10 protein-coding genes and 3 pseudogenes are annotated in these 14,063 nt (G+C 73.9%); 5 read left to right on the top strand and 8 right to left on the bottom strand.

Annotated features, from left to right (window positions below):
• Positions 1 to 385: 385 nt before the first annotated feature.
• From SNOUR_RS11100 to SNOUR_RS11085, 4 genes and pseudogenes are all read right to left on the bottom strand, one after another.
• Positions 386 to 877, bottom strand: a pseudogene (locus SNOUR_RS11100) (TIGR00266 family protein); the annotation flags it as partial.
• A 258-nt stretch (positions 878 to 1,135) separates the two neighbouring features.
• Positions 1,136 to 1,795 carry a 4'-phosphopantetheinyl transferase family protein gene (locus SNOUR_RS11095; RefSeq protein WP_067346132.1) on the bottom strand — a complete coding sequence of 220 codons (660 nt, stop codon included), beginning with the start codon at positions 1,793 to 1,795 and terminating at the stop codon, positions 1,136 to 1,138.
• Positions 1,792 to 2,709, bottom strand: a complete 918-nt coding sequence (locus tag SNOUR_RS11090; protein WP_067346130.1) for a metallophosphoesterase family protein — start codon at positions 2,707 to 2,709, stop codon at positions 1,792 to 1,794. The genes SNOUR_RS11095 and SNOUR_RS11090 overlap by 4 nt, the downstream gene beginning before the upstream one ends.
• A gap of 93 nt (positions 2,710 to 2,802) precedes the next feature.
• Entirely contained in the window at positions 2,803 to 4,386 is a 1,584-nt protein-coding gene (locus tag SNOUR_RS11085; RefSeq protein ID WP_067346128.1) for a PucR family transcriptional regulator, read from the bottom strand.
• A gap of 160 nt (positions 4,387 to 4,546) precedes the next feature.
• Between SNOUR_RS11085 and SNOUR_RS11080 the strand changes: the two genes are divergently transcribed.
• Positions 4,547 to 6,037: a purine-cytosine permease family protein gene (locus tag SNOUR_RS11080; protein ID WP_067346126.1), complete on the top strand. Its 1,491-nt coding sequence runs from the start codon at positions 4,547 to 4,549 to the stop codon at positions 6,035 to 6,037.
• Positions 6,038 to 6,202: 165 nt separating this feature from the next.
• Entirely contained in the window at positions 6,203 to 6,736 is a 534-nt protein-coding gene (locus SNOUR_RS11075) for a type 1 glutamine amidotransferase domain-containing protein (RefSeq protein WP_067346123.1), read from the top strand.
• 226 nt (positions 6,737 to 6,962) lie between these two features.
• On the opposite strand, the pseudogene SNOUR_RS49570 reads toward SNOUR_RS11075, so the two are convergent.
• Positions 6,963 to 7,058, bottom strand: a pseudogene (locus SNOUR_RS49570) (IS982 family transposase); the annotation flags it as partial.
• A gap of 103 nt (positions 7,059 to 7,161) precedes the next feature.
• On the opposite strand from SNOUR_RS49570, the gene SNOUR_RS11065 reads away from it, so the two are divergent.
• Complete coding sequence (locus SNOUR_RS11065) at positions 7,162 to 7,941, top strand: SDR family NAD(P)-dependent oxidoreductase (RefSeq protein ID WP_067346120.1); 780 nt, start codon at positions 7,162 to 7,164, stop codon at positions 7,939 to 7,941.
• On the opposite strand, the gene treZ is transcribed toward SNOUR_RS11065, so the two are convergent.
• Positions 7,914 to 9,743, bottom strand: coding sequence for a malto-oligosyltrehalose trehalohydrolase (treZ, locus tag SNOUR_RS11060; RefSeq protein ID WP_067346118.1), 1,830 nt, complete (start codon positions 9,741 to 9,743; stop codon positions 7,914 to 7,916). The two genes, SNOUR_RS11065 and treZ, sit on opposite strands and share 28 nt — an antisense overlap.
• Positions 9,744 to 9,903: 160 nt before the next feature.
• Between treZ and SNOUR_RS11055 the strand changes: the two genes are divergently transcribed.
• Positions 9,904 to 10,458, top strand: a complete 555-nt coding sequence (locus tag SNOUR_RS11055) for an FHA domain-containing protein (RefSeq protein ID WP_067346117.1) — start codon at positions 9,904 to 9,906, stop codon at positions 10,456 to 10,458.
• A 91-nt stretch (positions 10,459 to 10,549) separates the two neighbouring features.
• On the opposite strand, the pseudogene SNOUR_RS11050 reads toward SNOUR_RS11055, so the two are convergent.
• Positions 10,550 to 10,906: pseudogene (locus tag SNOUR_RS11050) on the bottom strand (oxidoreductase dimerization domain-containing protein); the annotation flags it as partial.
• A gap of 14 nt (positions 10,907 to 10,920) precedes the next feature.
• Between SNOUR_RS11050 and SNOUR_RS11045 the strand changes: the two are divergent.
• Positions 10,921 to 11,310: a LysR substrate-binding domain-containing protein gene (locus SNOUR_RS11045; protein WP_159425851.1), complete on the top strand. Its 390-nt coding sequence runs from the start codon at positions 10,921 to 10,923 to the stop codon at positions 11,308 to 11,310.
• Positions 11,311 to 11,429: 119 nt separating this feature from the next.
• Here the strand turns inward: SNOUR_RS11045 and treY are convergent, their stop codons facing one another.
• Positions 11,430 to 13,982 (bottom strand): malto-oligosyltrehalose synthase, encoded by a 2,553-nt coding sequence (gene treY, locus SNOUR_RS11040; protein WP_079142509.1) that lies wholly within the window; start codon positions 13,980 to 13,982, stop codon positions 11,430 to 11,432.
• Positions 13,983 to 14,063 lie beyond the last annotated feature (81 nt).

Below are 14,063 nucleotides of genomic sequence, written 5' to 3'. Positions count from 1 at the left end.
CGACCGGATGCGATCGGTAATTGATCGGCTTCATACGGTTAGTGGAGATTAATGCAAAATGTGACGCACCTGCCCAGGGACGCGCCGAATTTCGCGGCCGTCACCAACCGGCGCCACAACGGGTGCCGCAACTGATGCCGCCCGTGCAGCCTTTGACGGTGTGACGGGTAAGCCCACTCGGCCGCACGGCTGACTTCGGATTCCGGGCCGTCGGTTCGGGGCGGGGCTGCCCGCTCCTGTTGGCGTACGAAAATATGACGGGGTTTCGGCCCGGCCGGACGGCGCGAGGACGGCGCGCGGGGCCGGGCGGGGCGTGGGTGCCACAGGGCCCGGCCGGGGCGCCCGAGACGGCGCACCTCCCGGCCGGGCCCGCCCCGGTGCCGAACTATCCCCGGCTGAAGGGGAGTTTCGCGGTGAGCCAGGTGACCAGCTCATGGGGGTTGCGGCTCTGGGTCCACAGCCGGCCGGGGCCGGTGAACTCGAAGACCAGGCCCTCGCCGGACTTCAGGGTCTGCATCAGCCCGTGGGCCACCTTGCGCGTCGTGTAGGAGACGCCGTCGCCGAACGCGACCAGGTGCCCGGAGTCCAGGACCATCTGCTCGCCGGGCCCCAGCTCGACCTCGTCCAGAGCCCCGTAGCAGGTCGCGAGGACCTGGCCCCGGCCCTCCGCGCGGACCAGGAATCCGCCCTCGCCGCCGGCCAGGTTCTTGAACCCGCCCCACGTGGTGTCGAGGTCGATGCCCTCGGACGAGCACAGCCAGGTGCCGCGGACGAGGTGGACGCCGCCGTCGACGGCGATGGCGGTCACGTCGCCGGGGAGGTTCGCGGCCAGATCGACCCAGCCGCCCTCGGGCCCCGCCGTGAAGCGGGTGATGCGGAGCGGTTCTCCATGGGGTGGTCACTGCCGGCGGCGCGGCGCACCGCGGCCCGGCCGAAGGCGGTCTGCGGAGGCGTCGCCCCGTCTGCGCGTCCGGCGGATTCCCCCACGTCGCAGCCCCGAATCATCCCATGTCGGGGGTGGGTGCGCGGAGGCGTCTCCCGGCCGCCGGGATCGGACGGGAGGGGCGAGCCAGGACCGGCCCGGGCGGCGGGGCGCCGTCGGGAGCCCCCGTGCCGGGTGCCCGGTCCCCGTCCGTCACGCCGGTATCGTCACCGCCGTCACCACCAGTCCCGCCCCGATCAGCCACCGGCCGTTGAACTCGCCGAGGCTCCGGCCGTCCACCACCGGGCCCGGTACCAGCAGCCGGGCGGTGAAGCTGGCGTTGGTGGGGTCGAGCGTGAGGTGGGCGTCCTCGAAGCCCAGCCAGCGGCCGGTGAGCGGATACCACGCCTTGTAGACGCTCTCCTTGGCGCTGAAGAGCAGGCGGTCCCAGCAGATCTCCGGTTGGTGCCGGGAGAGTTGGGCGATCTGGGTCCGCTCCTCGGGGAGGGACACCAGCTCCAGGACGCCGGGGTCGTCTATGCGGGCGTGCGGCTCGGCGTCCACGCCCAGCGAGCGGATGTCCGTCGCCCGGGCCACCGCGGCGCAGCGGTAGCCGGTGCAGTGGGTCATCGCGCCGACGATGCCCTCCGGCCAGATCGGGGCGCGGCCGGGCCCGGGAAGTATCGGGCCGGGGGCGACGCCGAACGTGCCGAGGGCCCGGCGGGCACAGTTCCGCACCGTGCCGAACTCCCGCTGGCGGTGCGGCACCGACTCGGCCACCAGCACGAACTCCTCCGGATACATATCCGAGACCGGGTCGTCGTGGAAGGACTCGGCGGTCGCTATCGGCGGGGGCAGCAGCTTCTCGATCACGCGGGCACTCCGGTGGTCGCGACGGGCAGGATCTGGACCGGGCGGCCGGGGGAGCCGGAGCGGCGCCGCCACTCGCGAGGGTAGCCGAGCGACACCTCCTGATGAGGCACTCCGTCCCAGACGATCAGTCGGGGGATGTGCAGGTGGCCGTAGACCACCGTGGCGGCGCGGAACCGCCGGGGCCAGTCGGCGGTGGCCTCCGTCCCGCACCACAGGGCGAACTCCGGGTACCACAGCGGTCTGGTGGGTTCGCGGACCAGCGGCCAGTGGTTGATCAGGATCGTCGGCAGGTCCTCCGGGAGCGCGGCGAGCCGGGCCTCGGTCTCCGCCACCCGGGCCCGGCACCACGCCTCGCGGGACGGATGGGGGTCGGGGTGGAGGAAGTACTCGTCGGTGCAGACGATCCCGGCCTTCTCGGCGATCGCCAGGGCCTCCTCCTTGGAGCTCGCGCCGGGCATCCGGAAGGAGTAGTCGTAGAGCAGGAACAGCGGTGCGATGACGACCGGGCCGCCCGCGCCCTCCCAGATCGGATAGGGGTCCTCAGGGGTGATCACCCCCAACTCCCGGCACATCTCCACCAGATGCTCGTAGCGGGCCACCCCGCGCAGCTGGAGAGGGTCCTGTGCGGGCGTCCACAGCTCGTGGTTGCCGGGCACCCAGATCACCTTGGCGAACCGTTCGCTCAGCAGGCCGAGTGCCCACCGGATGTCCTCGGAGTACTCCCCGACGTCGCCGGCGACCAGCAGCCAGTCGTCGTCGGATTCCGGTCGCAACCGCTCGACGATGTCGCGGTTCTCCTCGTACCGGACATGCAGGTCACTGACGGCCACCAGCCGGCCCTCGCGCGAGGCGGGGGCCGGCCCGGCGGTGGCGTGTTGGGCGCCGGGGGCGAAGGTGCGGATCTCGTAGGTCACCTCAGCAGTAAAGACGGTGACGCGGGGAGAGTGAAGCGACTTCCATGATCCAACAGCTGTGCCGCCGGCCCGCCGGGCCCGCGCGCCCGGCCGTCACCGGCTCCCGGGCAGGGGGGCGCCGCCGCGCCGGATCCGGGTGGCGAGCCACAGGTCGAAGCGGTCGTCGGGGTCCTCCAGGCGCCGCCCGGTGAGGTCCATCGCCTTGTCCAGACGGTTGCGCACGGTGTGCCGGTGGACGCCGAGCCGGCGGCTGGTGGCGTCCCAGGCACCGCCGGTCTCCAGCCAGGCGGAGAGGGTGGCGATCAGCTCCTCGCCGTGCTCGGCCAGGTCCAGCGGGCCCAGCACGGTGTCGGCGTAGCCGTGCAGCGTCCGCCGGTCGCCCAGCCCCAGCAGCAGCCGGGCGGCCTCGCTCTGCCGGGCCTCCACGGGCGCGCCGCTGGTCCGGCTGACCGCCAGCAGCCCGGTCGCCTGCCGCAACGACACCCGGACCGCCTCCGGCGCGGTCGCCGGGCCGATGCCCGCCGGGCAGTGCGGCGCGAACCGCCCGAGCACCGCGTGGATGTCCAGCTCCTCACCCACCACCGCCTCGATCAGCGGCGCCGACCCGGGCCCCGGACCTCCGGTCACCCGCACCAGCCCACCGGGCATCGCCAGCGCCAGATCGGCCGCCGTCTCCTGGGCCGCGCCCTCCGACGGCCCGACCGGCGCGGGGCCGCCGCCCGCCCCCGTGGCGGGCGCGCTCTCCACGACGACCGCCCGTACCCGCTCCGCGGACAGCCCCACCGAGGCCAGCATGTCCCGGGCCCGGTCCGCCGCCAGCTCCTCGTCGGCCAGCAGCTCCGACAGCAGCGCGGACCGCCGGCGGCGCTCCGGCTCGTCCCGCAGATGGCGCCGCTCCAGCTCCAGGGAGAGCAGCGAGATCAGTCCCGGGACGACGGACCGGGCGGCGTCGTCCGGGCGGCCGGCGAGCAGCAGCAGGCCGCGCAGCCGGCGGGCGCCGAGCGGCTGCACCTCCAGCTGCCGGCCGCCGGCGGTGCTGGTCGCGCTGCCCCGCAGCCCCCGTGCGGCGACCCGTTCGACCAGGTCGTGGGCGTGTTCCAGGGGCGTGGGCGGCTCCTGCTCGGCGGTGGCCAGCTGCCGGCCCAGCGGATCGAGGACCGTGGCGCCGATCCCGGTGGCGGCCGTCCACTCCTCCAGCATCGGCTGCAGGCCGTCGCTGGTCGCCGCCGCCGCGGTCAGCCGCCGCTGGGTGGCGAACGCCCGGTGCAGCACCTCTTGCTGCTCGGTGGCCCGGGCGTCGAAGACCGCCTTGGTGACCGCGATGAACGGCACCTCGTCCGGCACCGTCAGCAGCGGCAGCCCCGCCTCCCGCGCCGCCGTGACCAGCGGCTCCGGTGCCTCCTGGTAGGGCAGTCCGTGCCCCAGCCCGAGTGCCAGGCAGGCCGCGCCGCCCTCGGCCACGTCGCGGACGTAGGCCCGGCAGGCCGCCGGCTCCATCGGCAGCAGCAGCCCGATCGTCATCAGCAGCTCGCCGCCCTGCAGCCACTTCCCCGGGACCAGGAGGTCGGAGACGGTCGCCGCCTCGATGGTGCGGGACAGCAGCTCGGGCGGCACGTCGTAGGTGAGGGCCAGATGCAGGCCGGGCCGGGCCAGCAGGTCCGAGATACGCAAGGGCATAGACATAGTGTCCACCACATATCTATCGAATGGACGATCGGGCGATCGAGTCCCGGCGGCCGGGCGCCTAGGTTCACACCACCGCGGAGTCCGCAGTTCCCCGGCGGCCTCCCGCGGCGCCGTCCCCGCACACCCTGTCGCCATGTCCGAGGAGTAACCCATGGATCCCACGGCACCTGTGGAAGGCACGAGCGAGGGGCGAGGCTCCCGCATGATCGAGGTCCGCTCCATCGACTACGTACCCGTCCGCGAGCGGCACGGGAAGGTGTGGCACCAGGGCCCCTTCTGGTTCACCGGCAACTTCGTGCTGACCACGATGGTCACCGGCTTCCTCGGCCCGGCTCTCGGCCTGAGCCTGCCCGCCTCCGTGGCGGCGGTCGTCCTCGGCGCCTGCTTCGGCACCTTCTTCATGGCCTTCCACGCCAACCAGGGCCCGCGGATGGGGCTGCCGCAGATGATCCAGTCGCGGGCCCAGTTCGGCATCCGCGGCGCGATCGTCCCGTTCGCCGCGGTGGTCTTCGTCTACGTCGGCTTCAACGTCTTCAACGTCGTCCTGGCCGCGCAGGGCCTGCGGACCGTCTTCCCCGGCGGCACCACCCTCTGGTACGTGCTGATCATCGGCGTCGCCATCGTGCTCGCCGTCGTCGGCCACGACCTGCTGCACCTCGTCCAGCGCTGGCTCACCTACGTGCTGATCGCGGTCTTCGGCGTGCTGACCGTCGGCGCGCTGATCCAGCTCGACCCGCACTCCGCGGCCGCCGGGCACGCCGCGCACGGCTCCTGGACGTCGTTCCTGGTCGTCTTCTCCGCCGCGGCCGGCTACCAGATCAGCTACGCCGTCTACGTCTCGGACTACTCCCGCTACCTGCCCCGCGACGTCTCCGCGCGCAAGGTCATCTGGTGGACCTACGCGGGCGCGGCCGGCTCCGCCGCCTGGCTGATGTCGCTGGGCGCCCTGCTCGCCTCGGCGCTGCCGCACCCGGACGCGATCAGCGGCATCCGTCAGGTCGGCAACGCGATCATCCCCGGCTTCGGCACCTTCGCGGTGGTCGTCTCCTCCGTCGCCCTGGTCGGCATCATGGCCGTCAACGCCTACGGCGCGATGCTCACCACCACCAGCGCGATCGACGCCTTCCGCGCGGTCAAGCCGACCGTCCGGATCCGGATCGCCGGCATCGTGGCCATCGGCCTGATCGTCTTCACCGTGGCGATGCTGCTCCCGGAGAACTACCTGGAGAGCTTCAACACCTTCGTGCTGATGATGCTCTACTTCCTGATCCCGTGGACGGCGGTCAACCTGGTCGACTTCTACTGGGTCCGGCGCGGCCACTACGCGGTCACCGCGATCTTCGACCCGGCCGGCATCTACGGCCGCTGGTCCTGGCGCGGTATCGCCGCCTACGTCGCGGGCTTCGTCGCGATGATCCCGTTCTTCTCCACGTCCTTCTATACCGGCCCGGTGACCAAGGCGCTGGGCGGCGCGGACCTGGCCTTCGTCCCGGGCCTGCTGGTCGGCGGCGGCCTGTACTACCTGCTCGGCCGCAACCTCGACCGGGCGGCGGAGGCGGCGGCGGTCGCCGAGAGCGAGCGCGAGCTGGAGGGGGTCGACGGGGCGGGGGCGGCCACCGCGGCCTCGCCCCCGCCCGCCTGACCCGCGGGGCGGCGCGGGCCGCCCGGGGCCGCCGCGCACCAGCGGATGAGCCGCCCCGTTCCTCCCGCTATGGTCGGTCGGTAGGGGCACGTCCCACCGACCGACCGGCGGTTTCCGGCCCCGTCCGGCCATCCGGCCGCCCGGATGAAGGGAAGTGAGCGCACCATGCAGGTGGCGTTTCTGGTGGCCCCCGCGGGCGCCGAACAGATCGAGCTGACCGAGCCCTGGCAGGCGGTCCTCGCCGCGGGAGGCACCCCCACGCTGATCTCCACCAGGTCGGGCCGGATCCAGGCGTTCCACCACCTCGACAAGGCCGACACCTTCCCCGTCGACCGGACCGTGGACGCGGCGTCGGTCGCCGACTTCGACGCCCTGGTCCTCCCCGGCGGCGTGGCCAGCCCCGACGCCCTCCGGCTCGACAAGGGCGCCATCTCCCTCATCGCGTCCTTCTTCGAGACCGGCAAACCGGTCGCGGCCATCTGCCACGCACCCTGGACCCTGATCGAGGCCGACATGGTCCGCGGCCGCACCCTCACCTCCTGGCCCAGCCTGCGCACCGACATCCGCAACGCCGGCGGCACCTGGGTCGACAAACAGGTCGTCGTCTGCACCCAGGCCGCCAACACCCTCGTCACCAGCCGCAAACCGGCCGACCTGCCAGCCTTCTGCAAGGCGATGGTCGAGGAGTTCGCCCGCTGAACGACTGAAGCGCGCAGAACCGTTGAACGGTGGAGCGGCAGAACCGCACGACCAGAACTGCTGGGCGGCAGAACCGCTCAAGCGCTGAACCGCTCGCCGGCGGCGCGCCCGCGGGTCACGGCGCCCGGCCATCCGCGGAACATCCTCGCCCCGCATCGGCGTTGTGGCCCACGGGGGGCGCGCCCACCCCGAGGCGCAGGCCCCGGAAGAACCGGGAGAGGGGGCGGAGCAGCCGTAGCCGGCCCAGCCGTCGCGTTCCCCCGATCTCGTCGTCGGACTTCACGTACAGTGCGGTCGAGAGGGTGTTCGGATCGGTCGTCACGCACTGATCGTGGACGCCTTCGTCCCTTTGGCAGCGCGGAACTTCGGATGCACCTGAGATCGGTCCCGGATTCGGCCGGGGCAGCACGAGGGGAGAGGCGATCGTGGGGGAACTGGACGGCAGGACCGCACTGGTGACAGGCGGCTCGCGTGGGATCGGGCGCGCGGTCGCCCTGCGGCTCGCCGGCGAGGGGGCGCTGGTCGCGGTCCACTACGGCGGCAACGACGCGGCCGCCGCGGAGACTGTGGCGCTGATCGGCGAGGCCGGGGGCCGGGCGTTCGCGGTGCAGGCCAGGTTCGGCGAGAGCGGTGCGGTGGACTCGTTGTTCGAGGCGCTCACCGCCGGATTGGCGGACCACGGTGCGGACGGCCTGGACATCCTGGTCAACAATGCGGGTATCCACTCGGTCAGTTCGATCGGGCAGCTCACCGAGGAGGAGTTGGAGCGGCTTCTGGCGGTCAACGTGAGCACGCCGATCTTCGTGGTTCAGCGGGCGCTCCCGCTGCTGCGGGACGGCGGACGGATCGTCAACGTGGGCTCGGCGGCCACCCGGATCGCGAACCCTCTCCAGATCGGCTACACCGTCACCAAGGCCGCGCTGGCTGCCCTGGGCCCGTCGCTCGCCAACGAACTGGGCCGACGCGGGATCACGGTGAACACGGTCGAACCCGGGGTGGTACTGACCGACATGACCGCCGGGTGGACCGACGCTCCCGAGGCGATGGCCGAACTCGAGTCGATCACCGCGCTCGGACGGATCGGCGAGCCTGGGGACGTCGCGGATGTGGTGGCCTTCCTGGCGGGTCCCCGGGGACGCTGGGTGACCGGCCAGATCATCGATGTCTCCGGCGGTACCTACCTCGGCCCGATCACGGGCGGGTGATCCGCCGCCCCGTCCCCCACCAACACCACCGCCGATTCCGCCGGCAGGTGCAGCGTTCCGTCGGCCTCCGGGTGCAGCGGGCGGGGCCAGCCCGCCACCGCTTCGAAGCGGGATGCCCCGGCGGGGCCCACGGGGATGGCTGACGTGCCCTCAGAAGCGAGGTTGACGGCCAGGTGCACGGGGCCGCGGCGGAGGAGGAGCCAGCGGGCGGCCGCGTCGTGGGTGAGGTGGGTGCGGGACGGGTCGGGGTCGGTCAGGGCGGGATGGATGCGGCGGAGGGCGAGGAGGGTGCGGTACCAGGACAGCAGGGCGGCGTGCGGCTCGGCGGAGCGTTCGGCCCAGTCCAGGACGCAGCGGTCGCGGGTGGCCGGGTCCTGGGGGTCCGGCCAGTCGGCGTCGCCCCCGTCCCCGTGCGCCGCGCTGCCCTCCTGCGCGGCGAACTCGCGTCGCCGGCCGGCCCGTACGGCCTCCGCGAGCTCCGGGTCCGGGTGGTCGGTGAAGTACTGCCAGGGGGTGCGCGCGCCCCACTCCTCGCCCATGAACAGCATCGGGGTGAAGGGGGAGCAGAGCACCAGCGCGGCGGCGCAGGCGAGCAGGCCGGGGGAGAGTGCCGCGGTGAGCCGGTCGCCGTGGGCGCGGTTGCCGATCTGGTCGTGGGTCTGGGCGTAGGCGAGCAGTCGGTGCGGCGGGGTCGTCCGCAGGTCGAGCGGTGCGCCGTGGCGGCGGCCGCGGAAGCTGGAGTGGCCACCGTCGTGGAAGAAGCCACCGGTCAGGGTCTTGGCGAGGGCGGCGAGCGGGGCGCGCGCGAAGTCGGCGTAGTAGCCGTGGGACTCGCCGGTCAGCGCGGTGTGCAGGGCGTGGTGGAAGTCGTCGTTCCACTGGGCGTGCAGGCCGAGGCCGCCGCTCGCCCGCGGCGCCGTGGTGCGCGGGTCGTTGCGGTCGGACTCGGCGATCAGGAACAGCGGGCGGCGCAGCTGGGCGGCGAGCGCGTCCACGGCGGCGGAGAGTTCGGCCAGGAAGTGCTGGGCGCGGTCGTCGTGCAGGGCGTGCACGGCGTCGAGCCGCAGTCCGTCGATGCGGTAGTCGCGCAGCCAGCCCAGCGCGCTCCCGATGAGATAGCCGCGGACCTCGTCGGAACCGGGGGCGTCGAGGTTGACCGCGGCCCCCCAGGGCGTGTGGTGGGCCTCGGTGAAGTACGGGCCGAACTCCGGGAGGTGGTTGCCCGACGGGCCGAGGTGGTTGTGGACCACGTCGAGGACGACCCCGAGGCCGTGGCCGTGCGCGGCGTCCACGAACCGCTTGAGCCCGTCGGGCCCGCCGTACGGCTCGTGCACCGCCCAGGGCGCGATCCCGTCGTACCCCCAGCCGTGGGTCCCCGGGAACGGGCAGACCGGCATCAGGGAGATGTGGGTGATGCCGAGGTCGGCGAGGTGGCCCAGACGGGCCGCCGCGGCGTCGAAGGTGCCTTCGGGCGTGTACGTCCCGATGTGCAGCTCGTAGAGGACCGCGCCGGGCAGCGGACGGCCGGGCCAGGGGTGCCGCCAGGCGAACCCGGCGTGCTCGACGACCGCGCCGGGACCGCCGGGGCCCTCCGGCAGCCGGGCGGCGCGCGGGTCGGGCCGCGGCGGGCCGTCGTCGAGCCGGAAGGCGTAGCGGTCGCCGTCGCGGGCCGGCGCCTCGGCGCGCCACCAGCCGGGGCGTCCGGGGGCGGGCTCCAGCGGGACCGGGGGCTCGTCGGAACGGTCGCCGGCCCACTGGAGGTCGACCCGTCCGGCACCCGGCGCCCATACCTCGAACAACACGGCTGTCCTCCTTCGTCACTGCGGCCCCGGCCGTCCCGACACCGGGCGGCCCCGGTCACCGACGACCAAAGCACGCCGCCGCCGTGGACGGAAGGACGCGGCGCGGCGGGGCACCGACATCGCCTGGACACCGACTCGCCGCAGGCCGGACAATCACGCTATGACTTCGCTCCAGTTCCCCGCGCGGCCTTCGGACGCCGATCGGGAACGCGCCCTTGAGCTGCTGCGCGACGGTGCGGCGGAGGGACGGTTGTCCCAGGACACCTTCCTGCGTCGGCTGGAACTCGTCCTGACCGCCCAGCAGCACTCCGATCTCGCGGCCGCCACCGCCGATCTGGAGAGCCGCGGCAAGGTCCAGGGGGTGCTGCTGCGGATGGTCGGCCGGGTGTCGGCGTTCCACATCCGGGTGCGCAGGGCCTGGCGCACGGAGCGGCTGCCGAAGCTGCTGCTGCCGGAGCCCGGGCCGTTCCCGCTGCTGATCGGGCGGGCCCCGGGCGTCGGCCTGCGGCTCAACCACGAGACGGTCTCCCGCAACCACGCCGAGCTGCGCAGCGAGGGCACCGGCTGGATGCTGCGCGACCTCGGTTCCACCAACGGCACCTGCGTCAACGGCCGCCGGCTGGTGGGTGAGATACCGGTCGGTCCCGGCGACCACATCAGATTCGGGCAGGTCGACTACGTCCTGACGGAGCGCCAGGCCCCGCCCGAGCGCTGACGAACGCGGCAGGGGCACAGCAGGGGAGCGGAAGGGCGCGGTAGTTGGGCGCCCGGCGGCGGAGTGGCGGAGCGGCCCGGTGCGAGTGCGGTCAGTGCCGGTGCAGCCCCCGCCCCGCCAGCGTCAGGAACGCCTCGCCGACCGCCTCCGACAGCGTCGGATGGGCGTGCACCTGCTGCGCGACATCGGACGGTTCGGCGTCCCACGCCACGATCAGCTGGCTCTCCGCGATCATCTCCGAGACGTGCGGACCCACCAGGTGGATGCCGGGCACCGCGGCCTCCAGCCGCGACCAGGCCGCCGGCGGCAGGAACCCCCGCTGGTCCACGGCCAGTCCGGCCGCCGCCAGCCCGAGCCCGTCGGTCACCGGGGCCCGCCCCACCGCGACCAGCAGCCGCTCGGCCTCGACCACCACCTCCTCGCCCTTGGGTGTGACGACGGTGGCGCGCGGCGCTGGCCGACGTGGCGCCGGGGCCGCGCCCGGAGGACTGGCCGGGGCCGGTCACCGTCGTCGGCCGGGAACGGATGGTGGTGGTCGTCCCGCACGACGACCCGCTCGCCGGCCGGGAGTCGCTGCGCCTGACGGACCTGGCTGGACCGGCCCTGGGTGCGGTGCAGCCTGGAACCGGTGCTGGCGGGCCGCCGCTGGCTGGACGTGGAGTGCGAGCGGGCGGGCTTCACCCCGCGCGCCGCCGTCCGCACCCAGCACGCCTCGACGCCGTCCGGACGGCCTCGGCGGGCGTCGGCGTCCTGCTCACCGCGGCCCACGAACTCACCGGCCTGGACTGCGCGCGGATACCCACCGACCCGCCGTGGCGCCGCGACACACGGTCTTCTCGCGGGCGGAACTGACCGGTGCCGCAGCGGAGTTCACCGAGCTGCTGAGGGGGTGGGGCGCCGCCGAAGCGTCCTGACGCTGCGTCAAGAATTCCCGGCCGCGGCACCCCTGCCGCCGCCTCCACGGCGTGGCGCTACTCCCGTACGAGCTGCGCCACCGGCCACTGTGTCAACAGCGAGTCCACCCCCACCGCGGCACCGCCCGCCAGCGTGCGGCCGGTCAGCAGCTCCCGCCAGTCGCCGCCCGCGGGCAGCCGCAGCCCGGTGTCCCACCAGCCGCCGGTCTCCTGCAACCGCAGCGACAGCCGGGTCACCGCCGTCACCACCCGTCCCGCACGGACGAACGCCACGCAGTGCTCGGCCGCCGGGCCCTCCGCGGACAGCGGCTCGTACGACGCGGCGGCGCCGAACCACTCCGGGTGCGCCCGCCGCAGCCGCAGCGCGGTGGCCGTCAGCCGTAGCTTCTCGGCGGACAGCCCGGCCGGCGCGGCACCGCCGTCCAGTGCCGCGAGCGGCCCCGGATCGCACCGCGCGGGCCGCCGGTTGTCCGGATCGACCAGCGCCGCGTACTCCCGCTCGGTGTCCTGGTAGAGGTCGGGGACGCCCGGCATGGTGAGGTGCAGCAGCGTCGCGGCCAGTACGTTCGCCCGGACGTACGGGGCCAGTTCCGCCTCCAGCGCGGCCAGTTGGTCGGCGGCCGGACCGCACGGCCCACTGCGGACGAACTCCGCCACCGCCTCCTCGTACACCGCGTCCGGCTCCGTCCAGGTCGTGCGCAACCCGGCCTCCCGCACCGCCTTGAGGACCGCGGGCGTCAACTGCTCCGCCGTCGGGCCGCCGGCGGCGGACGCACCCAGCCCGAACGCGGTCTGCCAGGCCGACCAGGCCACCAAGGGATCCACCGGCACCGCACCGTCCGCGACCTCCCTTCCGTCGGCCACCACGTTCAACACGTCCCGCCAGCGGTCCGGGCACTCCGACAGCACCGCGATCCGCGCCCGCACATCGGCACTGCGCTTGGTGTCGTGCGTGGAGAGCACCGTGCCGCTCTCCGGCCAGTCCCGCTGCAGCCGCGCGCAGTACTCGTGGAACGTCCCGGGCCCCAGCGAGGGTTCCCCGGGATCGCCCCCGACCTCGCAGGCCGACAGCAGCACCGGATAGCGGTAGAAGGCCGTGTCCTCCACGGACTTGGCGTGCAGCGCGGACGCGGTCTGCGCGAACCGCGCGGCGAAGTCCGCGACATCGGGGTCCACGGCGTTCATTTCCACGGCGTCCGTTTCCGCGGCGTCGCGCGCCACGGCATCGGGACCCGGGGCGCCGGCCCCGCCGGCCCCGCTCTTCGCGCCGTCCGCGCCGTCGGCGCCGTATCCGAACCGCCCCAGCACCAGGTCGGAGACCAGATCCACCGCCCCGGCCTCCTCCGGCACCCGGAAGGTGGCCCGGGCCCGCTCCGCCGCGGCGCGCAGCATCGCCGCGTCCGCCGCGGCCCGGGCGGTGTCCGCGGCCTCCCCGGCGTACGGCCGGTAGACCGGCAGCCGCACCAGCAGTTCCCGCACCGCCTGCCGCAGTGCCCACGGCGCATGGTCGCCCGGCCTCGGCACCCGCTCGACGATCCGCGCCGCGGTCCGCACCAGCCGCTCCACCTCCGCCGCCAGGTCGTGCTCGACGACCTCGTAGGCGGCCCGGCGCACCGTCTCGTCCCAGTCGCCGCCCTCGTCGGCCAACGGGGTGACGAAGTCGCGGTAGTGCGAGAACAGCCGACCGGCGCCCTGCGGGCAGACGAACAGCCCGTCGATGTGGCGGAGCGCGTCATAGCCCGTGGTGCCCGCGCAGGCCCAGCCGTCCGGCAGCCGCTCCGCGCCGGTCAGGATCTTCTCCACCACCGTCCAGCAGCCCTTGGTCCCGGCCCGCAGCCGCGCCAGATAGCCCCCGGGATCCACCAGCCCGTCCGGATGGTCGACCCGCAGCCCGTCGACGACCCCCTCCCGGATCAGCCGCAGCACCGTCCCGTGCGTCGCGTCGAACACCTCCGGATCCTCGACGCGGATCCCGATCAGCTCCGAAATGGTGAAGAAACGCCGGTAGTTGAGCTCGGTGCGGGCCAACCGCCACCAGGCGAGGCGGTACCACTGCGCCTCCAGGAGACGCGGCAGCGGCAGCAGTTCCGTACCGGGGCGCAGCGGGAGGACCTGCTCCCCGTAGTGCAGCAGCCCGCGCTCGACCCGGAACCGGGGCAGCTCGTCCCCGATCCGCCCCTCCAGGACGGGCAGCAACAGCCGTCCCCCGTGCCCGCCGTCCCAGTCGATGTCGAACCAGCGCGCGTACCGCGACGCCGGCCCGTCGCGCAGCACCTCCCACAGTGCCCCGTTGAGCGACAGCGGCGCGGGCACCGCCATGTGGTTGGGCACGATGTCGACGACCAGCCCGAGGCCGTGCGCCCGGGCCGTCGCCGCCAGTGCCCGTAGCCCCTCCTCGCCGCCCAGCTCCGCCCGGACCGCCGCGTGGCCGGTCACGTCGTACCCGTGGGTGGACCCCGGCACCGCCTCCAGTACGGGGGAGAGGTGCAGATGGGACACCCCGAGGGCGGCGAGGTACGGTACCGCCCGTTCGGCGGCGGCGAACGGGAAGTCCGGCTGGAGCTGCAGCCGGTAGGTGGCGGTCGGCGACGGACTCGAAGGCTGCGTCATGGGAACACCCGTACCCCGCCGACGGCCCGTTCTGTCATCGGGTTGCGTCATCCCCGGTCGTCCCGCCGGTCGTGTTTTCGT

Origin of the sequence: Streptomyces noursei ATCC 11455 (genome assembly GCF_001704275.1) — a bacterium.
GTDB classification, from domain to species: domain Bacteria; phylum Actinomycetota; class Actinomycetes; order Streptomycetales; family Streptomycetaceae; genus Streptomyces; species Streptomyces noursei.
Note: the sequence above shows the minus strand (reverse complement) of the source record. Positions and strands in the feature narration are given on the sequence as shown.